Raw genomic sequence first — 21630 nt, 5'->3', positions numbered from 1 at the left:
TTGAGCTGTATCAATTAAGCGCTGGACATTTCCGCCATCGTGGCCATCTGGTACGTCGACCACAGCTGCCACAGGGCAAAGCCGATAATCAGCAGGGCGGCGACGGTGCGGGTCGCCGGGTGGCGAATCAAGGCGCTTAGCTGGCGGGCGGCAAAGCCGGTGGCCAGAAGGGCGGGCAGCGTGCCCAGGCCGAAAGCCCCCATGAGCAGCGCCCCGCGGCCCGGGTCGGCCATGGCCAGGCTCCAGGCGAGCATGGAGTAGACCAGCCCGCAGGGCAGCCAGCCCCAGACCGCGCCCAGGGCAAACGCCTGGGGCAGCTTGACCACCGGCATCAGCCGCCGGCCAAAAGGTTCGATGTAGCGCCAGAAGCGTCGGCCCACGGCCTCGACCTTTAAAAGCCCCTTCCACCAGTTGGCGATGTAAAGCGCCATCAGGATCAGCATCACTGCGGCGAATACCTGCAGCGCCAGACGCGCCGCCGGGGCAATTGAGAGCACCGTGCCCAGGGTGGCCACCAGCGCGCCGGCGATCATGTAGCTGGAGATCCGCCCCAGGTTGTAGCTCAGCAGCAGCCCGGAAAGCCTGGCCGGGTGGCGCATGCTGGGCGGGACGGCAAAGGTCAGCGCGCTCATGATGCCGCCGCACATGCCGATGCAGTGAGCCCCGCCCATCAAACCGAAGACGAAGGCCGCCAGCACCGGCGGCAGGTCAAGGCCCGTGGGGTTCATTCCGGCTCGTCCTCCTGGCGCTGCTGGCGCCGCTCGCGGGCGGCCTCGGCGTTTTGCCGGCGGCGCTCGCGCTCTTCCGGCGTCAGGTCGTTTTCGTCCTCGTCAAAGAGGATGCGATACGCCGGGCCTTCCAGGTCGTCGAACTGGTTGTTTTTCACCGCCCAGAAAAACGCCCAGACGGCAATGCTTACAAACAGCAGCGAGAGGGGAATCAGCAGATAGAGAATTGTCATGCGGCCACCGGTGACGGAGAAGGGGCTTGGGGCGCCGGCCGGGTTTTCCAGCGTGTCAGGCGCAGGGCATTGCCCACCACCACCAGCGAACTTGCCGACATGCCGATGGCGGCAAGCCAGGGGGGCACCACGCCAATGGCGGCCAGGGGCAGCGCTGCGGCGTTGTAGCATACCGACCAGACCATGTTCTGGCGCATGATACGCCTTGTCGCCCGGGAGACTTCAACCGCCTCGGCAATGCGTAAAAGCCGGGGGCTGAGCAGTACGGCATCGGCCCGGGTGCGGGCAAGGTCGGTGGCGCCGTTCATGGCAATGGCGACGTCGGCGCCGGCCAGCACCGGCACGTCGTTGATGCCGTCGCCCACCATGGCCACGGTTTCGCCCTCGGCCTGCAGCGCCTGAATGCGCTCGAGCTTGTCTTCCGGGCTTTGCCCGGCGTGCCAGGTGGCGATGCCAAGCGCGGCGGCAAGCTCGCTTACCGCCGCCGCAGTATCGCCGGAGAGCAGCTCGACCTCGAGCCCGCGGGCTTTCAGCGCGGCCACGGTATCGGCGGCGTCTTCCCGCACGGCGTCGTGAAGCCGGAACCAGGCCCGGGGGGCGCCGTCTTCGGCAAGCAGCAGCCACTGGCCGTTGTCCGGCGCGGCGGGGGCCCGCTCGCCGGCAGCAAAGCCGGGTTTACCCAGCCGCCAGCGCTGCCCGTCGAGCCAGCCTTCGAGCCCCTGGCCGGTGACGCTTTTGATCTCGTGCGCGCTGAGCGTGGCGTCGCGGAAAGGCGCAAACGCCCGGGCGATGGGGTGCTCCGATCGGGCCTCGAGCGCGGCGCCGAGCGCCCGGGCGCGCTCGGCGGAGAGGCCCTCGGCGAGCACCTGGGTATCCATAAGCTGCATTTCGCCCCGGGTGAGGGTGCCGGTCTTGTCGAAAATGACCCGGTGCGCCGCGGAAAGGGTTTCCAGCGCGTCGGCCCGGGTGACCAGCACGCCGCGCCGGCGCAGCTGGCCGTGACCGGCGGTAAGCGCGGTGGGGGTGGCCAGCGCCAGGGCGCAGGGGCAGGTGACCACCAGTACGGAAAGCATCACCCAGAGCACCCGCGAGGGGTCGATAAACCACCAGACCGCGGCGACCGCCGCGGCGATCATCAGCAGGCGCAGAACGAACACGTGCGCCATGCGCGCGGCCATTTGCGCAAGCCTCGGGCGGCTGGCAAAGGCGCGGTCGGTGAGGTCGAGTATGCCCGCGACCCGGGCGTTGGCGCCGGCACGGGTAACCCGGATCACCAGCGGGTTTTCCGTGTTCTGGCTGCCGCCGACGACGGTCTGGCCGACGCGGCGGGTAACCGGCAGGTACTCGCCGGTGAGCATGGACTCGTCAAGGCTTGACTCCCCCTGTTCGATGACGCCGTCGGCGGGGACATCGTGGCCGGGCTTGATCAGCACCCGGTCGCCTTCGGCCAGGCGGTTGGCGGGCACGATGCGCTCGCTGTCGTCGTCCTCGAGCCGGGTGGCCGAGGTGGGTAGCACGCCGCTCAGGGCGTTGCCGCTCTGGCCGTTGCGGCGCCGGGCCCGGGCTTCGATATAGCGGCTGAACAGCAGGAAAAAGGCGAACATCGCCACCGAGTCGAAATACAGCTCGCCTTCGCCGGTGAGCACCGCCCAGGCGCTCGCCAGGTAGGCGCCGCCGATGGCGATGGATACCGGCACGTCCATGCCCAGCACTCGGGTACTGAGGTCGCGCCAGGCGTTCTTGAAAAACGGCTGGGCGGAAAACAGCACCACCGGAGTGGCAAGGGCAAACGACAGCCAGTGAAACAGCGCGTAGAAGTCGGCGGAGATGCCCTCTTCTCCGGCTATGTAAATGGGGATGGAAAACATCATCACCTGCATCATGCCCACGGCGGCGACGATCAGCCGGCGAATGGTCATGCGCTCTTCGTGCTGCAGGCGCTTTTGCGCCTGGTCCGGCTTGTAGGGCTGGGCGGTATAGCCGATGGCGGCCATTTCCGCCAGCAGCCGGGAGAGCTTGACGCGCTGGGTGTCCCAGGCCACGCGCAGGCGGTGGTGGGTCAGATTGACCGCGCTCGACGTCACGCCCTCCAGCGCGTTGAGCCGGTGTTCGATCAGCCAGGCGCAGGCCGCGCAGGTAATGCCGTCCACGGCCAGAGTGGCGTGGACGCGGCCGTCGTCTTCGGGGTGGACGAAGCCCGCCTGCAGCTCGGGATCGTCGAATACCGCCCAGGTCTCGGCTTTGGCCGTTTTCTGCTCGTCGGGGCGCTCGGGAAGCTCGGTGCGAAAGCGGTAGTAGCTTTCCAGCCCCCCTTCGACGATGGCGTGGGCCACGGCTTCGCAGCCGGGACAGCACAGCGGGTGTTTCTCGTCGTCAAGCTCGATATACCAGGGTGCCCTGTCGGGCACCGGGTTGCCGCAGTGATAGCACGCAGTGGGTGCGGTGGTGGGCATTAGCTCTCCGGGCGCTCTGCGGGCTTCTCCGCGCGACCTCCCGGGTGCAGCTCGATGCTGTCTTCGGTGGGGAAGCGGGCTTCGCCAACCAGGCGCCATTCAGGGTCGTCGGCCACGGGCTGAAGCTGCAGATACCAGCGGTACTGCAGGTTGTCGGGTCCCTGGGCGATATAGCGGCCTTCGCGCACGTGCTCCAGCGTAAAGGTCTGGTCGTGATCGTTCTCCGTGGGGAAGATCAGCTTGAGATCGAGCACGTCGGGTCGGCGCTCGCCCTCCAGGTCGACAACGATATCGCTGGTCAGCGGGTCCACGCGCAGATCGCCGGCCAGGCCCAGCTCCCGGGCGCGTGTCTGCTTGGCCAGCACCATGTTGATTTCCTTGCCGTGCTCGTAGTAGTCCTGCTCGATGACGCCGTCGTAGTACTTGATCGAAAAGATCGCGTACAGGGTGCCAAACGCCACCGACGACAGCAGGATACTGATCAGAAACCACGGCCAGAACTGCTTGTACCAGGGCTTGATATCCATCGCGTTAGGGTCGTGAGACGCGGCCATTGCGATTACCTCAGGTTACCGATAAAGCGCGCATCGCGCTCGAGTTGAATGCTGCCGTCGTCCTCGGCCTCAAGGGTGAGCACGATGGAGTGGCTCGGCTTTTCGATGACGTCGGGGTCGGCCTGGATGGTGACCACGGCCTTGCGCGACTCGCCGGCGGCGACGCTGATATTCTGCCGATCCAGCGACAGGTCGGGAAGCCCCGAAACGCTCAGCCGGTAGGTGTGATCGCGGCTGTCCAGGTTGCGCACCGTCAGGCTGTAGACGTTGCTGATATTGCCTTCACCGGTCATCTGGTAGAGCTGGGTACGGTCGCGTTCGGCGTCGAAGTCCAGCGGGGTGCGGTCGCTGACCGCCCAGGCAAAGGCGCCGATCATCACCGCCAGGGCAATGAAGTAGCCGACCAGCCGGGGGCGCAGGATACGGGTCTTTTCCCCTTCCAGAGAGCTTTCCGTGGTGTAGCGAATCAGCCCGCGGGGATACCCCATCTTGTCCATGACGCTGTCGCAGGCGTCGATACAGGCCGCGCAGGTAATGCACTCGTACTGCAGCCCGTCGCGAATGTCGATGCCGGTGGGGCAGACCTGCACGCAAAGATCGCAGTCGATACAGTCGCCGTAGCCGGCTTCCTTGACCTCCTCGTGGGAGAGGCTTCTCTTGCGCTTGCCCCGGGGCTCACCCCGGGCGGCGTCGTAGGACACGATCAGCGTGTCGCGGTCGAACATGACCCCCTGAAAGCGGGCGTAGGGGCACATGTAGATGCACACCTGCTCGCGCAGCCAGCCGGCGTTCAGATAAGTGAAGACCAGAAAGAAGCCGACCCAGAAGAACGACCAGCCGTTGGCGGACAGCGTGAAGAGATCCGGCACCAGCTGGCGAATGGGGGTGAAATAGCCCACGAAGGTCATGCCCGTGGCCAGCGCTACCGCTAGCCAGATGGCGTGCTTGGCCACCTTGCGCTTGAACTTGTTGGCGTTCATGGACTGTTTGTCGAGCTTCATGCGGCGGTTGCGCTGCCCTTCGATGCGGTGCTCGATCCAGATAAACAGAAAGGTCCATACGCTTTGCGGGCAGGTGTAGCCGCACCAGACCCGGCCGGCGAACACGGTAATGAAAAACAGCCCGAAAGCGCAGATGATCAACAGCCACGACAGCAGCACGAATTCCTGGGGATAAAACGTCGCGGTAAAAATATGGAATTCGCGGTGGGGCAGGTCGAACCAGACCGCCGGGCGGCCGCCAATATAGAACCACGGCAGCAGGAAAAAGGTGAGCATCAGCGCCCAGTTGGCACTGCGCCTGATCTTCTGAAAAAGTCCCTTGATTTCGCGCACGTAGATATGCCGCCGCCGGGCGTACATTTCCTGGGTGACGGAGTGATCAGAGGGTGCATGATGTCCTACCGGATCCGGCGTGACGTCTTTGCTGGGAATCTTTTCCATGGCGGTATAGCGGCTCAGAAAGGGCAGAATAAGGAGGGCACGCGGAGTGCCGCTGCAACAGGGTCTTGCCTTAGTATACCGGATGTTGCATAAAAAAAGGGTGCGGCTCCCGGCCGCACCCTTTCTTGCCCCGGACGATGTTGTCCGCAGCAGATGCCTTAATCGTCGTAGCGCAGGCTGTAAACGTAAGCGGCAACGAGGTGCACCTTGTCTTCGCCGATGTAGGCCGCCTGGGCCGGCATGTGGCCGTTACGGCCGTTGCGCAGGGTCTGGCGAACGGAGTCGGCAACCGACTGGCCGGGCTTTTGGTACAGCCAGACCTCGTCGGTCAGGTCGGGTGCGCCCAGCGCCTGGTTGCCGGTGCCGTCCGGCGTGTGGCAGGCGGCACAGACCGAGATGAAGGTGCTTTGGCCCTTCTCGGCCCGATCCGCGTCGTGGTCTTCGCCGGAAAGCGAGAGCACGAATTGGGTCAGGTTCTCGATGTTGTCCTCGCCCAGCTGCTGCCAGGACGGCATCAGGCCGTTACGGCCGTTGGTAATCGTGGCCACGATGTTTTCCGGCTCGCCTCCGTACAGCCAGTCGTCGTTGGTCAGGTTGGGAAAGCCGTAGCCGCCCCGGGCGTTGGAGCCGTGGCAGACCGCACAGTTGTTGAGGAAGATACGCTCGGCTACCTGCATGGCCTCGCCATCCTTGGCCAGCTCAGGGATCGCGACTTCCTGATACTGCTCGAAAATCGGCGCGAAGCGCTCCTCCGCCTGCTCCACTTCCTGTTCCCACTGGCTTTCCTGGGACCAGCCCAGCAGTCCCTGGAAGTTGCCAAGGCCCGGATAGAGCACCAGGTAGCCCACGGCAAAAACCACGGTGCCGACAAACAGTTGGAACCACCATTTGGGCAGCGGGTTGTCGTACTCTTCGATGCCGTCGGCGGCGTGCCCGGTGGTTTCCACGTTGCCTTCGGCGTCGGGCTGCTTGTCGGTGCGCCGGTTGGACAGCAGAAACCAGGCGCTGAGTCCGATGGTGCCCAGCGAAATGATAATGACCCAGGCGCTCCAGAAGCCGGAGAGGGAGTCACCCCATAGATAGCTCATGTGTTCTTGTCTCCCTTGTCTTGGCGGGATTCTGCCGTGTCCCTTGACGCGGCAGGCTGGTCACGGTTGGGTTGTTCGTCTTCTTCTTCGTCGGCGAAGGGCAGATTGGCGGCTTCATCGAAATCCGGCTTGCGACGCTTGGAGTAGGCCCACCAGATGATGCCTACAAAAGCGATCAGCAGGATGAGCGTGACGATACCCTGAAAGTCTCCCGAATCCATAACTTATCGAGTGCCCTCAAGCACGGTTCCCAGTTGCTGGAGGTAGGCGATCAGCGCGGTGATCTCCTGCGTACCGCTGACTTTTTCCTTGGCGCCTGCGATCTGCTCGTCGCTGTACGGCACCCCGAGGGTTTTCATCGTGCGCATCTTGGCGGCGATATCGTCACCGTCCAGGGTGTTCTCGAACAGCCAGGGGTAGGCCGGCATGATGGATTCCGGCACTACGTCGCGCGGGTTGTACAGGTGGGCGCGGTGCCAGTCGTCGCTGTAGCGGCCGCCGACGCGCGCCAGGTCCGGGCCGGTGCGCTTGGAGCCCCACAGAAAGTTGTACTCGTAGACGCCTTCGCCGGCCACGCTGTAGTGGCCGTAGCGTTCGGTTTCGGCGCGGAACGGGCGAATCATCTGCGAGTGGCAGCCGACGCAGCCTTCGCGGCGGTAGATGTCGCGGCCTTCCAGCTCCAGGGCGGAGAGGGGCTCAAGCCCCTCCACCGGCTCGTTGACCTGCTTCTGGAAGAAGAGCGGCACTACCTCGGCCAGGCCGCCGAAGCTGATCACAACCAGGATCAAGACGACAAGCAGGCCAACGTTTTTCTCAATAATCTCGTGTTTCATCGGTCTTAACTTCCCCGGTTTAGGCGGCTTGCGGTGCCGGCTGCTCGCCGATGGCGTCGCGGCGCTTGACCGTCATGTAGACGTTGAAGGCCATGATCAGCATGCCGGTGACCCAGAACAGGCCGCCGACGAGGCGTACAAAGTAGCCCGGTGCGCTGGCTTCCACGGCTTCAACAAAGGTATACATCAGCGTGCCGTCGGGGTTGATCGCGCGCCACATCAGGCCCTGCATGATGCCGTTGACCCACATGGAGGCGATGTAGAGCACGGTGCCGATGGTGGCCAGCCAGAAGTGCACGGCGATCAGGTTGACCGAGTGCATCTGCACGCGACCAAACAGGCGCGGGATCAGGTGGTACATGGAGCCAATGGTGATCATCGCCACCCAGCCAAGGGCGCCGGCGTGGACGTGACCGATGGTCCAGTCGGTGTAGTGCGACAGGGCGTTGACGGTCTTCACCGCCATCATCGGGCCTTCAAAGGTGGACATGCCGTAGAACGACAGCGCCACCACCAGAAAGCGCAGGGTCGGGTCGGTGCGCAGCTTATGCCAGGCGCCGGACAGCGTCATCATGCCGTTGATCATGCCGCCCCAGGAAGGCGCCAGCAGGATGATGGAGAGCACCATGCCCAGCGACTGTGTCCAGTTGGGCAGCGCGGTGTAGTGCAGGTGGTGCGGGCCGGCCCACATGTACACCATGATCAGCGCCCAGAAGTGGACGATGGACAGGCGATAGGAGTAGACCGGGCGCTCGGCCTGCTTGGGCACGAAGTAGTACATCATGCCGAGAAAGCCGGCGGTCAGGAAGAAGCCGACGGCGTTATGGCCGTACCACCACTGCACCATGGCGTCGAGGGCGCCGGGATAGAGAGAGATGGAGTACATCGCCGTTACCGGCAGCGCGGCGTTGTTGACGATGTGCAGCACGGCAATGGTCAGAATGAACGCGGCGTAGAACCAGTTGGCCACATAGATATGCGAGGTAGTGCGCCGCTTGATGGTCATCACAAAGACGGCAGCATAGGAAATCCACACCACGGCGATCAGAATGTTGATCGGCCATTCGAGCTCGGCGTATTCCTTGGTAGTGGTGTAGCCCATGGGTAGCGACACGATCGCGGCAACGATAACCGCTTGCCAGCCCCAGAAGGTAAAGGCGGCGAGCCTGTCGGAGAACAGTCGCGCCTGACAGGTGCGCTGGACGACGTAGTAGGACGTCCCGATCAGCGCCGAGCCGCCGAAGGCGAAGATCACGGCGTTGGTGTGCAGCGGACGCAGGCGTCCGAAGCTTGTCCAGGGCAGGCCAAGGTTCAGCTGCGGCCAGACCAGCTGGGAGGCAATGATGACGCCAAGCGCCATGCCGATAATGCCCCACACAACGGTCATGATCGCGAACTGCCGAACTACCTTGTAGTTGTAGGTCGGGTGTTCAAGTGTTGTGTTCATTTTGTGTTCCCATCGAACGCGGTTAGGGGGTACCTCGTACAGAGTATATTATGCACGAGCGCGGCCACCCGCTTTGATGATGCAGGTCAGTATTCGCCGAAGATTCTAGCGCAGCTGACTCAGAAGCTGAACATGTCAGGCCTCCAGGTAAGTCATATGCAAGGAATAACGGAATGTCTCACCATACGCGGCCAATATTTTCAAGGCTAACGGAAACCCGGCTGCCGGCGGCGCTGTCTCAGGCCTCTGAGGCGGCGTTTATAGTGGCAAATCACGGGCTTCTGCGCGTCTGCGGCGAGCCGGGCGGAGAGCGCCTGCTGTTTGCCCACGGCGCCGGCGCCGGGGTGAATTCGCCTTTCATGCGGCAATTTGTCGCTTCGCTGGCAGGCGAGGGCCTGCAGGTGCTGGCGTTCGAGTTTTCCTACATGCAGCGCATGCGGGAAACCGGCAGGCGGCGCCCGCCGCCTCCGGTAGCGACGCTGGTAGAGGAATATGGCCGCTGGCATGACCTTGTTGCGCGCAGCGTGGATGGCTCGCTCTGGGTGGGCGGCAAGTCCATGGGCGGGCGCGTGGCCAGCATGCTGGCTGCCCGCCGGGCGGTGGACGGCCTGGTGATTGCCGGCTATCCGTTTCATCCGCCGCGCGCCCCGGAAAAGCGGCGTCTGTCGCACTGGCCTGATGTCTGCTGCCCTTCGCTGATCCTGCAGGGCGAGCGCGACCCCTTCGGCAAGCGCGAAGAGGTGGAAGGCTATACGCTGCCGCCTAACGTCACGCTTGCCTGGCTCGCCGACGGCGACCACGATTTCGTCCCGCGCCGGGCATCGGGACTCAGCCAGCAGAATTTGATTGACGAGGGGGCGCATCGTGCGGCATGCTTCGTCCGCGCTGAAGAGGCAGGCTTCGGTAAGCGGCAGCAGGCGTCGTCGATGAACGACAAGTGTTGACAAGCTGCCGGCAAGCTGTAGAATGCAGCGCCACGTGATCGACGGGTGGTTAGCTCAGTTGGGAGAGCACCAGCCTTACAAGCTGGGGGTCACTGGTTCGAACCCAGTACCACCCACCATTCAGGCGACAATCGTCGCGTAGATGGCCCGACACGTATCAGCGAAATTCGTTTCGCTGCCCGAAAGAAGTCAAAGCACTGCGGTGACTTGTGTGGACCGGTAGTTCAGTTGGTTAGAATGCCGGCCTGTCACGCCGGAGGTCGCGAGTTCGAGTCTCGTCCGGTCCGCCAGCGCAGCAGAGGCAGGCTTTTTTCACCCCGTATCGAGTGGACCGGTAGTTCAGTTGGTTAGAATGCCGGCCTGTCACGCCGGAGGTCGCGAGTTCGAGTCTCGTCCGGTCCGCCACGATAAGGGAATCCCGAACGTGGGTGGTTAGCTCAGTTGGGAGAGCACCAGCCTTACAAGCTGGGGGTCACTGGTTCGAACCCAGTACCACCCACCACGCCAAAAATGCAGCATATCGGCGACGGATTATCAGACCCTGCCCGCAAGGCGCAGCGGCCATTTTCTGCGTAGCGCCTGAGTGTTCCATGACGGCTTTATAGCGGACCGGTAGTTCAGTTGGTTAGAATGCCGGCCTGTCACGCCGGAGGTCGCGAGTTCGAGTCTCGTCCGGTCCGCCACACGAATTCCAAAGCCCCGGGTCGATACCCGGGGCTTTTTTGTGTCTGCTACTCCCAGGCTGGCTTCCCGGAATTAGCTTTCCAGGGCGCGAATAGCTGCCTTGGCAATCAGGGCATCCTGGTCGGGCTTGACGCCGGACACCCCGACGGCGCCAACCACGTCACCTTCCACCACGATGGGGACGCCGCCGGACAGCAGTCCCTTGAGCGGCACGGTAACAAAGGCCGTTCGGCCGTGATTGATCATGTCTTCAAAAAACTCGGTTTCACGGCGGCCGACGGCGGCAGTGCGCGCCTTGTGGGTAGCCGCTTCGGCGGTGAATGGCGCGGTGCCGTCGAGCCGGCGAAGGGCCAGCAGGTGGCCGCCGTCATCGGTGATCGCCACGGTTACGTTCCAGCCCTGCCGGTCGGCTTCCTGCTGGGCGGCGTCCAGCACGCGGATGGCGTCGGTCTGGGAGAGGATGGCTTTTGTTAGCATGGTTGGATCCTTTTTTTATGGGCAGTGCATGTCTTGTTGGACGTTGTAAAAATGCACGGGCGGGCGTTGCGCCTAATGGCGCCCCAAAAACACAGCAAGGCTGCACGGAGGGCGTGCAGCCTTGAACCCGATAATGGATCGGCCTTTATACCAAGGTCTCATCCACGACTTCAATCCAGTGACGCACCGGCGTGCGGTTGGCGCCGGCCAGATGGGTCTGGCAGCCGATATTGGCGGTCACGATGACGTCGGGGTGGCCGGCTTCCAGCGCATCGAGCTTGTTATCGCGCAGCTGGGTGGCAAGCTCTGGCTGGGTGATGGAGTAGGTGCCCGCCGAGCCGCAGCACAGATGGCCATTCTGCACCGGGGTAAGGTCGAAGCCCAGCGTCTTGAGGACGCCCTCCACGGCGCCGCCGAGCTGCTGGGCGTGCTGAAGGGTACAGGGGCACTGAAAGGCCAGGCGCTGGTTCGCCTGGACCTCCAGCTTTTCCAGCGGGGCCTCGCCCAGCACCTCCACAATGTCCCGCGCCATGTCGCTGATGGTCTGTGCCCGGCTGGCGTAGGCCGGGTCATCCTTGAGCATCTCGCCGTACTCCTTGACGAAGGCGCCGCAGCCGCTGGCGGTTTGGACTATGGCTTCGGCGCCTTGCTCAACGTAGGGCCACCAGGCGTCGATGTTGGCGCGCATGCGTTCCCGAGCCTGCTGCTGAGCGTTGAGGTGGAAGTCGATGGCGCCGCAGCAGCCGGCTTCGGCTACCGGCGTGACGCTGATGCCCAGCCGGTCGAGCACTCTTGCCGTGGCGGCATTGGTGTTGGGGGAAAGGCCTGGCTGCACGCAGCCTTCCAGCATCAGCACGCGCCGCGAGTGGCGCTCCTCTGCCGGCCGTGGGCCCGGCTCCACCGGGGCGGCAGGCATTTTGCTGCGCAGCTTTCCGGGGACCAGCGGGGTAAACGTCTGCCCAAGACGCAAGAGCGCCTGGAATCGTGCCGGGCTGACCAGCATCTTGCGCAGGCCGTAATAGCCAAGGCGTTCGCCCATCGAGCGCGGCGCGCGGCGCTCGGCTTCCGCGCGGCCAATGTTGAGCAGCTTGCCGTATTCGACTCCGGACGGGCACGTCGTCTCGCAGTTGAGGCAGGTCAGGCAGCGATCAAGATGGGTCTGTGCCTTTGCCGCCGTTTCCACGTCATCATCGGCGCTTTCCAGCAACTCTTTCATCAGGTAGATGCGCCCACGGGGCCCGTCGCGTTCGTCGCCGAGCAGCAGGTAGGTGGGGCAGGTGGCGTTGCAGAACCCGCAGTGCACACAGGCGCGCAGCACTTGGTCGGCTTCCTGGATATGGGGCTTTTGGCGATCGGCGTCGCTAAAGTGCGTTTGCATAGCGGCCCTCCGGGTTAAAAAGCGGCATAAAGGCGGCCGGGATTGAAAATGCCGCGGGTATCCAGCTGCTCTTTCAGCCGCCGGTGATACTTTTCCACGACCGGATTCAAGGGGGTAAACGGCTCCGGGTTGCCGCCCGCCGCGGCAGGGGTATAGCAGGTGGCGTGGCCGCCGACGGCCTGGCAGGCGCGCCGCAGCGTGTCGCCGTCGAGCGCCGTCTTGATGAAGCGCTGGCAGCCGGCCCAGTCATAGAGCGTCGGCTCCTCACTGCCGCCCGGGGTTAGCGGCGGCGTGTTGGGAGGGAGCGAAAGCCGCCAAAGGGCCTCGCCCGACGACAGGCGGAAGAAGCGGTGTTCAAGGTCGCGCAGCGCTTCCCAGAAACCGGTCTCCAGCGGCTCTCCGCCCAGTTCCCGGCAAGTAGCCTCTACCGAGCTGTGTCCGCCCTCCAGGCGCAGATAGAGCGCGCCGTCGTGCCAGACCGCGGCGGTCAGGGGCAGCGGTCGTCGCCCCAGCTCAGCCAGGCGTGCCAGCGCCTCATCGAGCGGTAGCGACAGGCGCAGGCTTTTGCGTGCCGGGGGTTGTGGCAGCACCTTGAGCGATACGTCGGCGAGGACGCCGAGAGTGCCCTGGGCGCCGGTCATCAGTCGCGACATGTCGTAGCCGGCGACGTTTTTCATCACTTCACCGCCAAAGCGCAGCAGGTCGCCGCGTTGGGTAATCACGCGCGTGCCCAGAACAAAGTCGCGGGTGGCGCCGGCCCAGGGGCGCCGTGGCCCTGCCATGCCGGTCGCCACGGCGCCGCCGAGGGTGCTTTGGGGGCCGAAGCGAGGGGGCTCGAAGCCGAGCATCTGCCCGCTGTCAGCGAGTGCGGCTTCCAGCTCATCGAGCGGCGTGCCGGCACGCGCCGTGACCACAAGCTCGACCGGGTCGTAGTGCACGATGCCGCGGTGCTCGCTCAGGTTCAGCGGCGTCGCGTTGACGGGGCGGCCGTAGAAGGCCCGGGTATCGCCGCCGACGATACGCAGCGGAGCGTGCTGCTGGTAGGCCTCCTGGACCTGCTCGCAAAGCCGAGCGGCGATGTCGTGATCGGAGGGTGTGATCTCACTTTCTGTCATTGTCTGTCCTGCTGCGCTCAGAAGCGGGGGAGGTCCGGGTGGGCAAGTTCGTTGTTGTGGACGTGCATGGCGCCAAACTCGGCGCAGCGGGCAAGAGTGGGAATGTTCTTGCCCGGATTGAGCAGCCCCTGGGGGTCAAACGCTGCCTTGACGGCGTGAAACAGCGTAATTTCATCGCCGTTGAACTGGCTGCACATCTGGTTGATTTTCTCGCGTCCGACGCCGTGCTCGCCGGTGATGGAACCGCCGGCTGCCACGCACAGCTCAAGAATCTTGCCGCCGACCTCTTCAGCCAGCGCCAGTTCGCCCTCGCGATTGGCGTCAAAGAGGATCAGCGGGTGCATGTTGCCGTCTCCGGCATGGAAAACGTTGGCGATGCGCAGGCCGCTTTCCCGGGAAAGCGCAGCGATGTCGTTGAGCACGCGCGGTAGCTCCCGGCGGGGAATGGTGCCGTCCATGCAGTAATAGTCAGGCGACAGCCTGCCAACGGCGGGAAAGGCGTTTTTGCGTCCGGACCAGAAAACGGCGCGTTCGGCGTCGTCGCGGGCCTGGCGAATCTCCGTGGCGCCGGCTTTCTCCAGCACCTCGCGGACGGTATCGCAGTCGTCATCCACGTCGGCCAGCACGCCGTCCAGCTCGCACAGCAGTATCGCCTCGGCCTCCAGGGGATAGCCGGCCTGCACGAACTCCTCGGCCGCCTGAATGGCAAGCCTGTCCATCATTTCGAGTCCGCCGGGGATAATGCCGGCGGCGATGATGCTGCCGACCGCCTGGCCGGCTTTTTCGACGTCGTCAAAGCTTGCCATCAGCACCTTGGCCACTTCCGGCCGGGGCAGGAGCTTGACGGTGATTTCGGTAATCACGCCGAGCATGCCTTCCGAGCCGTTGAGCAGCGCCAGCAGGTCAAAACCCGGCGCGTCCAGCGCCTCTGCGCCCAGCGTCATGGGTTCCCCCTCAACGGTCAGGATATCGACGCGCATGACGTTGTGGACCGTCAGGCCGTACTTGAGACAGTGGACGCCGCCGGCGTTTTCGGCGACGTTACCGCCGATGGAGCAGGCGATCTGGGACGACGGGTCCGGCGCGTAGTAAAGCCCGTAGGGCGCTGCCGCCTCGGAGATGGCCAGGTTGCGGACGCCCGGCTGAAGCCGAGCCGTGCGCGCGTCGGGATCAATGTTGATGATGTGCTGAAAACGCGACATCACCAGCAGCACGCCGCGCTCGAGGGGCAGGGCGCCGCCGGAAAGCCCGGTGCCGGCACCGCGCGTGACCACCGGCACGCCAAGCGCGTGGCAGCGCTTGAGCAGGGCCTGGACCTCATCCTGGGTGGCGGGTATCGCCACCAGCATGGGCAGCACGCGGTAGGCCGCCAGGCCATCGCACTCGAACGGCCGCAAATCCTCTTCGCGATGCAAAAGCGTAAGCGTGGGAATATGCTGCTGCAGGTCGTCCAGCACATCGGTTTTGGCAAACGTTGCCAGGGGGCCGTCGATGGCCTCGTCATACAGAATACTCATGGCACCTCCTGCCAATAGGCGTAGGCACTAGCCGGCCAGGGCTGTGCTGAGCGGATCGGCCAGATCCAGGGCGTAAAGCCCGAGCATGCCCAGTATGCCGGCGGCAATAATGTAGTAAAGCGTGGGTAGCAGGGTCTTGCGGATCGTTGTTCCTTCGCGACCTAATAACCCTACGGTGGCTGATGCCGCCACGACGTTGTGAATGGCAATCATGTTACCTGCCGCCGCGCCAACGGCCTGCAGCGCGACCATAAAGGCGGTAGAGACGCCAAGCTGGCTTGCCACGTTGAACTGGAAGTCCGACAGCATCAGGTTGGACACGGTGTTGGAGCCGGCAATAAAGGCGCCCAGCGCCCCGACGGCAGGGGCAAAGAAGGGATAGATGTCGCCCACGCTTGCCGCTACGAATTGGGCCATGGCCACCGGCATTGACACCAGATCGGCGCCGTTGACGCCGGAATTGATCAGGATGCGCACCATGGGGATGGTAAAGATCAGCACGAAGCCGGCTCCCAGAATCGTGCGCGATGAATCGCCGAATGCGGCCTTGAGCTCGCCGGCTTTCATGCGGTGCAGCAGTGCGGTGACCAGCACCACCAAAAGCAGGATACCGCCGGGGAGGTAGAGCGGCTCAATGCTGCCGCCAATGCCTTCGCCGAGGATATCGTTCCAGCCAAAGGCAAACGCTGTCAGCGCGTTTTTCAGTGGCTCAATAGTGCGCGATGCCACGAGAAATACGGCCAGCAGTATATAGGGTACCCAGCCCATCCACGTTGACAGCGTCGCTTTCCCGGCAACGTCGTCCATTTTGAGCTCCAGCTTGCCGATCCAACTGTCCGGCCAGCTATCCGACGGCGGGAAATCCCAGGTGTCCTGGGGCAGCAAGAAGCCACGCCGCGCGGCGGGGACCACAATGGCCAGGCCAACCAGAGCGCCGATCATCGAGGGAAATTCCGGTCCCAGCACCACGCCGGCAATCATATAAGGCACGACAAAGGCCACGCCGGCAAAGAGGGCGAAAGGCGTAATGGTGAGCCCTTCTTTCCAGGAGCGGTTGGCGCCGAAAAAGCGCACCATGAGCACCACCATGATAAGCGGCATTAATATACCGACGATGCCGTGGATGATGGCGACTTCGCTGCTGATCAGACGAAAGTATTCCATCCAGGTGGCGTCACCGGCCTGAAGCTGCTGGGTAATGCCCGAACGGTCCAGGCCACCCGTCACGCCTACCACGATAGGCGTGCCCACGGCACCGAATGAAACCGGGGTGGACTGGATCATCATCCCGACCACAACGGCGGAAAGCGCGGGAAAGCCCAGGGCGACAAGCAGCGGCGCCGCAACGGCGGCGGGAGTGCCAAAGCCAGAAGCGCCTTCTATAAAGCAGCCGAATAGCCAGGCAACGATAATGGCCTGAACGCGGCGGTCCGGGCTGATGCCGGAAAATCCCTTGCGGATAGCGGAGATACCGCCCGAATGCTTGAGCGTATTAAGCAGCAAGATGGCGCCAAAAATGATCCATAGAATGGAAACCGTGAGTATCAGTCCCTGCAGTGTTGAGGCAGCTATGTGGCTAAGCGTCATGTCCCATGCCAGCCAGCCGATCAAAGCGGTCACCACGAACACTATAGGCATGGCCACTTTGGCTGCCAGACGAAAGCCAATCAGAAGTATTCCGGCAAGCGCCAGCGGCACAAATGCCAGAAGCGCAAGAGTGGTATCAGTCATGTCAGGAATGTCCCGTTGTTGTGATTTTGTTCTGCTATGGGGCAGATGCCTGTTGCGCACCCTGTTCAGAAAGGTATGAAAAGAAAGAGAGAATGGCCAGCGTTGCCTCGTTAACGACCAGCAAGGGGCATGTCGGCAGCCCGCGAGATTAACTCTGGATTAATGGGGGATTCGGTTTGATTTTAAAGAGATTTTGGCTGTCACCTGGCTCATTGAGGCGCGGCGGTGTCTTAGACTATTGGATAGTCAGCCATGTTGGACAAGCAGGACGACTTTATAACAATGGCTCACGCTACCTCCCAGCAGCAGGAAAGCGCGTAGACTGACAGACGAGCTGATGTTGAAAGCGGTATTAACACCGAGGCCGAAGGGACTTTTTGATGATTATTTCTTCTTCCCATGACTATCGCACGGCGGCCAGGCGCCGTTTGCCACCCTTTCTTTTTCACTATCTTGACGGCGGCGCTTATTCGGAGCATACGCTCAGGCGCAACGTGGAGGATATCGCCGAAGTGGCCTTGCGTCAGCGAGTGCTGAACGACATGTCTCAGTTAAGCCTGGAGACGTCGCTTTTCGACGAGACCCTCTCGATGCCGGTCGCGCTGTCGCCGGTAGGGCTTGCCGGCATGTATGCCCGGCGCGGGGAGGTGCAGGCTGCCCGAGCGGCCGCGCAGAAGGGCGTTCCGTTTACCTTGTCCACCGTATCCGTTTGCCCGATCGAGGAGGTGGCGCCGGCAATCGAGCGGCCCATGTGGTTTCAGCTCTACGTGCTCAAGGATCGCGGTTTCATGCGCGATGCGCTTGAGCGAGCCAGGGCGGCGGGGGTGACGACGCTGGTATTTACGGTAGACATGCCGGTGCCGGGGGCCCGCTACCGTGATGCCCATTCGGGAATGAGCGGCCCCAATGCGGCCGCGCGGCGGATGTTCCAGGCCGTGACGCATCCCCGCTGGGCCTGGGAGGTGGGGGTAAAGGGTAGGCCACATGATCTGGGGAACATATCGACCTATCGAGGCCACCCGACGGGACTTGAGGACTATATTGGCTGGCTGGGAAAAAACTTCGACCCGTCGATTTCCTGGAAAGACCTTGAGTGGATTCGCGAGTTCTGGGACGGCCCCATGGTGATCAAGGGCATTCTGGATCCTGCCGATGCCAGGGATGCCATCGCCTTCGGCGCCGACGGCATTGTGGTTTCCAACCATGGCGGACGTCAGCTTGACGGCACGCCTTCTACCGCGCGCGCCCTGCCGGCGATCGCAGAGGCGGTGCAGGGGCAAATGAAAGTGATGGCCGATTCCGGCGTACGCTCCGGTCTTGACGTGGTGCGCCTGCTGGCGCTTGGCGCCGACTGCGTCATGCTGGGGCGCTCTTATATCTACGCGCTGGCGTCCGGCGGTGAGGCCGGCGTGTACAACCTGCTTGATCTCATCGAGCAGGAAATGCGGGTGGCCATGGTGCTGACGGGAGCACATTCGGTTAGCCACATCGATACCGACCTGCTGGTGGGCAAGTCCGAGTAGCGTGTGGGAAAGCGCAGTACTGCGGTGAAGCCGGCAGGCAGGCGGCCGGCGCGGGCATCGGCGCTCAAAATATAAAAGGCTGCACGCGGGCGTGCAGCCTTGAAGCCGGCAGGGCCGCTGAGAGACCCTGTCGCCAGGTTATGTGCTTTTTGTATACAAGATTGCCGGGCGTCAGGCCGCTTCTTCGGCGCGGGTGCGCAGGCGGAAGCGGGCAATATTGATGATTTGCTTGATGGCCGTGCGGCGCTCCTCGGCCTGATCGTTTTCCAGACGAGTCTCGAACGCGGCGAGGATGGCGTGCCGGTCAAGCCCCTTGACGGCGATGACGAACGGCATGCCGAACTTTTCCTGATAGGCGTTGTTCAGGCGCTCAAAGCGCTCGAACTCCTCGGGGCTGCACTGATCGAGCCCTGCGCCGGCCTGCTCCCGGGTGGAGTCGTCGGTCAAGCTGCCGGACTTGGCGGCCTTGCCGGCCAGGTCCGGGTGGGCGCGGATGACTTCAAGCTGCTGCTCGCTGGATGCCTGTTGCAGCATCTGGCCCATGAGGTCGGCCAGCGCTTCGGGGGCGTCGTGCTGTGCGGTAATACCGGCATCGAAAGCTTCTTCCGCCACCCAGGGGGAATGCTCGTAGACGTCGCCGTACCGAGCAACAAACGCCTCCCGGGAGAGGGTGCTGGGGCGCGGTGTTAGGGTCAGGGTGCTTGCATCGGACATCATGATGGCTCCATTATTGTCGTGTGTTAACGATAATACTGTATACAATAAAGATGGCTAACGGTACTCTAGAAGTGCCCATGCGGCATTCGCGTGCTGCGTTCTGTCTAACAACAATCCGCCAATGAAATGAGGAGCCACCATGGGATACTTAACGACCCACGTGCTCGATACGGCACAAGGCATGCCCGGACAGGGTATCAAGATCGAAGTGTTTCGTATCAAAGGCAGCGAGCGCGAGGCGCTCAAGACCGTGACCACCAACGATGACGGCCGCTGCGACTCGCCCATTCTCGAAGGCGACGAGTTCACCGTCGGCGAATACGAGCTGGTATTCCATGCCGGCGACTACCTGCGCGGGCAGGGCTTCAAGGCCGACGAGCCGCGCTTTTTGGACGTGATTCCGCTGCGCTTTAGCGTATCAAACGCCAGCGAGCACTATCACGTACCGCTGTTGGTTTCCCCCTACAGCTACTCCACGTATCGCGGTAGCTAATGCGGAGGAATCACCATGCATGCCTACTTTCTCGACTTTGCCAATCTGCTGCTGCGCTGGCTGCACGTCATTGCCGCCGTCGCCTGGATCGGTGAATCCATCTACTTTGTGATGCTGGACAACGGTCTGCGCAAGCCCAAGGCGGCGGAAGACCGTGAAAAAGGCGTCTTTGGCGAAATGTGGGCCGTGCACGGCGGCGGCTTTTACCACAACCAGAAATACGCCACGGCGCCGGAAAAGCTGCCGGAAGACCTGCACTGGTCATTCTGGAAGGCCTATACCACCTGGCTGACCGGTTTTGGCCTGTTCGTGCTGCTGTACATGTCCAATCCCAGCTTCTATCTGGTCAACCCCCAGAGTGACTGGGCCTGGGCGGCCAACATGAGCGGCTGGCAGGCCAACGTGGTAGCGCTGCTGTTCCTGCTGGGCGGCTGGGTCGTGTACAACGAGCTTTGCAAGCGCATCAGCCCCAACATGACGCGCGACGGCATCCTGAGCGTTGCCGTGGCGGTCATGATGGTCGTGGTGTCGTACCTGAGCACGCACATCTTTTCCGGACGGGCGGCGTTTTTGCTTACCGGCGCGGTCATGGCGACTGCCATGTCGGCCAACGTCTTCTTCTGGATCATTCCCGGCCAGCGCCGCATGGTCAAGGCGATGAAGGCGGGGGACGAGCCCAACCCCATCGACGGCAAGCGCGGCAAGCAGCGTTCGGTGCACAACACCTATTTCACGCTGCCGGTTGTGCTGCTGATGGTGAGCAACCACTATTCCTTCATCTACTCCCAGGAGCTGGCCTGGCTGATGATGGTGCTGCTCATCTTTGCCGGCGCCGTGATTCGCCAGTACTTTGTGCTGATGCACGCGGGCAGCAAGCAGCCGGGCTATCTGGTAGCCGGCGCCGTGCTCATCCTGGCGACGATCTGGGTGGGTGCCCCGAGCGCCGAGCCCGAGGAGGAAAGCGAAGCGGTGGCCAGCATGGACGCCACGGGCAAAGACGAGATAATGCCGCTGGTGGAAACCCACTGCATCCAGTGCCATGCTCAGGAGCCGACGCATCCGGGGTTCTCGGCGCCGCCGGCCGGCTATGCCTTCGACGAATGGGAAAACGTGCTCAGCCACAAGGACACCATCCAGCAGGTGGTGGGCAGTGGCTACATGCCCTTGGGTAACACCACCGGCATGACTGACGAAGAGCGCAACGTGATCGCAGCCTGGGAAGAATAACCGGCGCGTCACCCCGGTGGTTTTGCCACTCCCCTGGCGCGCGGCCGTTCGGCCGCGCGCTTCATGTCCTACCTGAAAACGAGTGTGAGCTATGTCCCAACGTGACTATCCACGTGACCTGATCGGCTATGGTAACACCCCGCCCCATGCCAACTGGCCGGGCAACGCCAGGATCGCCGTGCAGTTCGTCCTCAACTATGAGGAGGGCGCGGAAAACAACGTGCTCCACGGCGACGAGGGCTCGGAGCAGTTCATCTCCGAAATGATCGGCGCGCCGTCTTTCCCCGACCGCCACCTGAGCATGGAGTCCATCTACGAATACGGTTCGCGGGTCGGCGTCTGGCGCATTCTCAACGAATTCAAGAAGCGCGACCTGCCGCTGACCGTATTCGGGGTGGCCATGGCGCTTGAGCGCCACCCCGAAGTGGCCCGGGCGTTCAAGGAGCTGGGCCATGAGGTGGCGTGCCACGGCTATCGCTGGATTCACTATCAGGAAGTGCCCGAAGACGTCGAGCGCGAGCACATGAAGAAAGCCATGGAAATTTTCCAGCGGCTGTACGGCGACAAGCCCGAAGGCTGGTACACCGGCCGCGATAGCCCCAACACCCGCCGCCTGGTGCTGGATGAAGGCAGCTTTGTGTACGACAGCGACTACTACGGCGACGACCTGCCGTTCTGGACCCGCCAAGCCGATAGCCAGGGCAAGGAGCATGACCATCTCGTCGTGCCCTACACCCTGGATACCAACGACATGCGCTTTGCCGCGCCCCAGGGCTTCAACACCGCGGACCATTTCTTCACCTACCTGCGCGATGCCTTTGACGTGCTCTACGCCGAAGGCGAAGACGCGCCGAAGATGCTCTCGGTAGGAATGCACTGCCGTATGCTTGGCCGCCCCGGCCGTTTCCGCGCGCTGCAGCGCTTTCTGGACTACATCGAGTCCCATGATCGGGTCTGGGTCGCGCGGCGTATCGACATCGCGCGCCACTGGGCCAGGGAGCATCCTGCCCCGACTCGCTGAACGCCACCTTTCATCGCCACCAACC

General features: G+C 63.2%; 20 protein-coding genes and 5 tRNA genes. 10 read left to right on the top strand and 15 right to left on the bottom strand.

Going from position 1 to position 21630, the window contains the following annotated elements; translation table 11 throughout:
• Positions 1–14 precede the first annotated feature (14 nt).
• From P1P91_RS12515 to ccoN, 9 genes are all read right to left on the bottom strand, one after another.
• Complete coding sequence (locus tag P1P91_RS12515) at positions 15–728, bottom strand: sulfite exporter TauE/SafE family protein (RefSeq protein WP_311883027.1); 714 nt, start codon at positions 726–728, stop codon at positions 15–17.
• Positions 725–961 carry a cbb3-type cytochrome oxidase assembly protein CcoS gene (gene ccoS / locus P1P91_RS12510; RefSeq protein WP_311883026.1) on the bottom strand — a complete coding sequence of 79 codons (237 nt, stop codon included), beginning with the start codon at positions 959–961 and terminating at the stop codon, positions 725–727. Before ccoS ends, P1P91_RS12515 begins: the two co-directional genes overlap by 4 nt.
• Positions 958–3414, bottom strand: a complete 2457-nt coding sequence (locus tag P1P91_RS12505) for a heavy metal translocating P-type ATPase (protein WP_311883025.1) — start codon at positions 3412–3414, stop codon at positions 958–960. Before P1P91_RS12505 ends, ccoS begins: the two co-directional genes overlap by 4 nt.
• Entirely contained in the window at positions 3414–3968 is a 555-nt protein-coding gene (locus P1P91_RS12500; RefSeq protein WP_311883023.1) for a FixH family protein, read from the bottom strand. Before P1P91_RS12500 ends, P1P91_RS12505 begins: the two co-directional genes overlap by 1 nt.
• A 5-nt stretch (positions 3969–3973) precedes the next feature.
• Positions 3974–5410, bottom strand: a complete 1437-nt coding sequence (gene ccoG / locus P1P91_RS12495; protein WP_311883021.1) for a cytochrome c oxidase accessory protein CcoG — start codon at positions 5408–5410, stop codon at positions 3974–3976.
• A gap of 158 nt (positions 5411–5568) precedes the next feature.
• Positions 5569–6498 carry a cytochrome-c oxidase, cbb3-type subunit III gene (gene ccoP, locus P1P91_RS12490; protein WP_311883019.1) on the bottom strand — a complete coding sequence of 310 codons (930 nt, stop codon included), beginning with the start codon at positions 6496–6498 and terminating at the stop codon, positions 5569–5571.
• Positions 6495–6719 carry a cbb3-type cytochrome oxidase subunit 3 gene (locus P1P91_RS12485; RefSeq protein ID WP_311883017.1) on the bottom strand — a complete coding sequence of 75 codons (225 nt, stop codon included), beginning with the start codon at positions 6717–6719 and terminating at the stop codon, positions 6495–6497. Before P1P91_RS12485 ends, ccoP begins: the two co-directional genes overlap by 4 nt.
• Before the next feature lie 3 nt (positions 6720–6722).
• Complete coding sequence (gene ccoO, locus P1P91_RS12480; RefSeq protein ID WP_311883016.1) at positions 6723–7331, bottom strand: cytochrome-c oxidase, cbb3-type subunit II; 609 nt, start codon at positions 7329–7331, stop codon at positions 6723–6725.
• A gap of 19 nt (positions 7332–7350) precedes the next feature.
• Positions 7351–8778 carry a cytochrome-c oxidase, cbb3-type subunit I gene (gene ccoN, locus P1P91_RS12475; protein WP_311883014.1) on the bottom strand — a complete coding sequence of 476 codons (1428 nt, stop codon included), beginning with the start codon at positions 8776–8778 and terminating at the stop codon, positions 7351–7353.
• Between the two features lie 173 nt (positions 8779–8951).
• Here ccoN and P1P91_RS12470 point away from each other — a divergent pair, with 173 nt between their 5' ends.
• From P1P91_RS12470 to P1P91_RS12445, 6 genes are all read left to right on the top strand, one after another.
• Positions 8952–9722 carry an alpha/beta family hydrolase gene (locus tag P1P91_RS12470; protein ID WP_311883012.1) on the top strand — a complete coding sequence of 257 codons (771 nt, stop codon included), beginning with the start codon at positions 8952–8954 and terminating at the stop codon, positions 9720–9722.
• A gap of 43 nt (positions 9723–9765) precedes the next feature.
• A tRNA-Val gene (locus P1P91_RS12465) sits at positions 9766–9841 on the top strand.
• Between the two features lie 94 nt (positions 9842–9935).
• Positions 9936–10012 (top strand) — tRNA-Asp (locus P1P91_RS12460).
• Between the two features lie 38 nt (positions 10013–10050).
• A tRNA-Asp gene (locus tag P1P91_RS12455) sits at positions 10051–10127 on the top strand.
• A 21-nt stretch (positions 10128–10148) separates the two neighbouring features.
• Positions 10149–10224: transfer RNA gene (locus P1P91_RS12450), tRNA-Val, on the top strand.
• Positions 10225–10328: 104 nt separating this feature from the next.
• Positions 10329–10405: transfer RNA gene (locus P1P91_RS12445), tRNA-Asp, on the top strand.
• Positions 10406–10478: 73 nt separating this feature from the next.
• On the opposite strand, the gene P1P91_RS12440 is transcribed toward P1P91_RS12445, so the two are convergent.
• The 5 genes from P1P91_RS12440 to P1P91_RS12420 all read right to left on the bottom strand — a co-directional run bounded on the left by P1P91_RS12440 (position 10479) and on the right by P1P91_RS12420 (position 16624).
• Positions 10479–10883, bottom strand: coding sequence for a heme-binding protein (locus P1P91_RS12440; RefSeq protein ID WP_311883010.1), 405 nt, complete (start codon positions 10881–10883; stop codon positions 10479–10481).
• 145 nt (positions 10884–11028) lie between these two features.
• Positions 11029–12261: a glycolate oxidase subunit GlcF gene (gene glcF, locus P1P91_RS12435; RefSeq protein WP_311883009.1), complete on the bottom strand. Its 1233-nt coding sequence runs from the start codon at positions 12259–12261 to the stop codon at positions 11029–11031.
• A gap of 14 nt (positions 12262–12275) precedes the next feature.
• Complete coding sequence (gene glcE, locus P1P91_RS12430; RefSeq protein ID WP_311883008.1) at positions 12276–13376, bottom strand: glycolate oxidase subunit GlcE; 1101 nt, start codon at positions 13374–13376, stop codon at positions 12276–12278.
• Between the two features lie 17 nt (positions 13377–13393).
• The gene (gene glcD, locus P1P91_RS12425; RefSeq protein ID WP_311883007.1) at positions 13394–14893 is read right to left on the bottom strand and encodes a glycolate oxidase subunit GlcD; all 1500 of its coding nucleotides are present in this window, start codon (positions 14891–14893) and stop codon (positions 13394–13396) included.
• Positions 14894–14920: 27 nt separating this feature from the next.
• Positions 14921–16624 (bottom strand): L-lactate permease, encoded by a 1704-nt coding sequence (locus P1P91_RS12420; RefSeq protein WP_311883006.1) that lies wholly within the window; start codon positions 16622–16624, stop codon positions 14921–14923.
• Between the two features lie 380 nt (positions 16625–17004).
• Here P1P91_RS12420 and lldD point away from each other — a divergent pair, with 380 nt between their 5' ends.
• Positions 17005–18147 (top strand): FMN-dependent L-lactate dehydrogenase LldD, encoded by a 1143-nt coding sequence (gene lldD / locus P1P91_RS12415; RefSeq protein ID WP_311883005.1) that lies wholly within the window; start codon positions 17005–17007, stop codon positions 18145–18147.
• A 171-nt stretch (positions 18148–18318) separates the two neighbouring features.
• Here the strand turns inward: lldD and uraD are convergent, their stop codons facing one another.
• Complete coding sequence (gene uraD, locus P1P91_RS12410) at positions 18319–18861, bottom strand: 2-oxo-4-hydroxy-4-carboxy-5-ureidoimidazoline decarboxylase (protein WP_311885801.1); 543 nt, start codon at positions 18859–18861, stop codon at positions 18319–18321.
• A 142-nt stretch (positions 18862–19003) separates the two neighbouring features.
• Here uraD and uraH point away from each other — a divergent pair, with 142 nt between their 5' ends.
• The 3 genes from uraH to puuE all read left to right on the top strand — a co-directional run bounded on the left by uraH (position 19004) and on the right by puuE (position 21605).
• Entirely contained in the window at positions 19004–19357 is a 354-nt protein-coding gene (gene uraH, locus P1P91_RS12405; protein WP_311883003.1) for a hydroxyisourate hydrolase, read from the top strand.
• A gap of 15 nt (positions 19358–19372) precedes the next feature.
• Positions 19373–20584, top strand: a complete 1212-nt coding sequence (locus tag P1P91_RS12400; protein WP_311883001.1) for a urate hydroxylase PuuD — start codon at positions 19373–19375, stop codon at positions 20582–20584.
• Positions 20585–20675: 91 nt separating this feature from the next.
• Positions 20676–21605 carry an allantoinase PuuE gene (gene puuE / locus P1P91_RS12395; protein ID WP_311882999.1) on the top strand — a complete coding sequence of 310 codons (930 nt, stop codon included), beginning with the start codon at positions 20676–20678 and terminating at the stop codon, positions 21603–21605.
• Positions 21606–21630 lie beyond the last annotated feature (25 nt).

This window comes from Halomonas piscis (assembly GCF_031886125.1).
GTDB classification, from domain to species: Bacteria; Pseudomonadota; Gammaproteobacteria; order Pseudomonadales; family Halomonadaceae; genus Vreelandella; species Vreelandella piscis.
Note: the sequence above shows the minus strand (reverse complement) of the source record. Positions and strands in the feature narration are given on the sequence as shown.

Excerpts from the sequence above, each read along its gene's own strand:
- uraD (WP_311885801.1), bottom strand. The coding sequence starts at position 18,861 with ATGTCCGATGCAAGCACCCTGACCCTAACACCGCGCCCCAGCACCCTC.
- P1P91_RS12485 (WP_311883017.1), bottom strand. The coding sequence starts at position 6,719 with ATGGATTCGGGAGACTTTCAGGGTATCGTCACGCTCATCCTGCTGATC.
- P1P91_RS12500 (WP_311883023.1), bottom strand. The coding sequence starts at position 3,968 with ATGGCCGCGTCTCACGACCCTAACGCGATGGATATCAAGCCCTGGTAC.
- glcF (WP_311883009.1), bottom strand. The coding sequence starts at position 12,261 with ATGCAAACGCACTTTAGCGACGCCGATCGCCAAAAGCCCCATATCCAG.
- P1P91_RS12515 (WP_311883027.1), bottom strand. The coding sequence starts at position 728 with ATGAACCCCACGGGCCTTGACCTGCCGCCGGTGCTGGCGGCCTTCGTC.
- lldD (WP_311883005.1), top strand. The coding sequence starts at position 17,005 with ATGATTATTTCTTCTTCCCATGACTATCGCACGGCGGCCAGGCGCCGT.
- P1P91_RS12420 (WP_311883006.1), bottom strand. The coding sequence starts at position 16,624 with ATGACTGATACCACTCTTGCGCTTCTGGCATTTGTGCCGCTGGCGCTT.
- P1P91_RS12440 (WP_311883010.1), bottom strand. The coding sequence starts at position 10,883 with ATGCTAACAAAAGCCATCCTCTCCCAGACCGACGCCATCCGCGTGCTG.
- ccoN (WP_311883014.1), bottom strand. The coding sequence starts at position 8,778 with ATGAACACAACACTTGAACACCCGACCTACAACTACAAGGTAGTTCGG.
- uraH (WP_311883003.1), top strand. The coding sequence starts at position 19,004 with ATGGGATACTTAACGACCCACGTGCTCGATACGGCACAAGGCATGCCC.
- ccoO (WP_311883016.1), bottom strand. The coding sequence starts at position 7,331 with ATGAAACACGAGATTATTGAGAAAAACGTTGGCCTGCTTGTCGTCTTG.
- glcD (WP_311883007.1), bottom strand. The coding sequence starts at position 14,893 with ATGAGTATTCTGTATGACGAGGCCATCGACGGCCCCCTGGCAACGTTT.
- ccoS (WP_311883026.1), bottom strand. The coding sequence starts at position 961 with ATGACAATTCTCTATCTGCTGATTCCCCTCTCGCTGCTGTTTGTAAGC.
- P1P91_RS12470 (WP_311883012.1), top strand. The coding sequence starts at position 8,952 with ATGTCTCACCATACGCGGCCAATATTTTCAAGGCTAACGGAAACCCGG.
- P1P91_RS12400 (WP_311883001.1), top strand. The coding sequence starts at position 19,373 with ATGCATGCCTACTTTCTCGACTTTGCCAATCTGCTGCTGCGCTGGCTG.
- ccoP (WP_311883019.1), bottom strand. The coding sequence starts at position 6,498 with ATGAGCTATCTATGGGGTGACTCCCTCTCCGGCTTCTGGAGCGCCTGG.
- ccoG (WP_311883021.1), bottom strand. The coding sequence starts at position 5,410 with ATGGAAAAGATTCCCAGCAAAGACGTCACGCCGGATCCGGTAGGACAT.
- P1P91_RS12505 (WP_311883025.1), bottom strand. The coding sequence starts at position 3,414 with ATGCCCACCACCGCACCCACTGCGTGCTATCACTGCGGCAACCCGGTG.
- glcE (WP_311883008.1), bottom strand. The coding sequence starts at position 13,376 with ATGACAGAAAGTGAGATCACACCCTCCGATCACGACATCGCCGCTCGG.
- puuE (WP_311882999.1), top strand. The coding sequence starts at position 20,676 with ATGTCCCAACGTGACTATCCACGTGACCTGATCGGCTATGGTAACACC.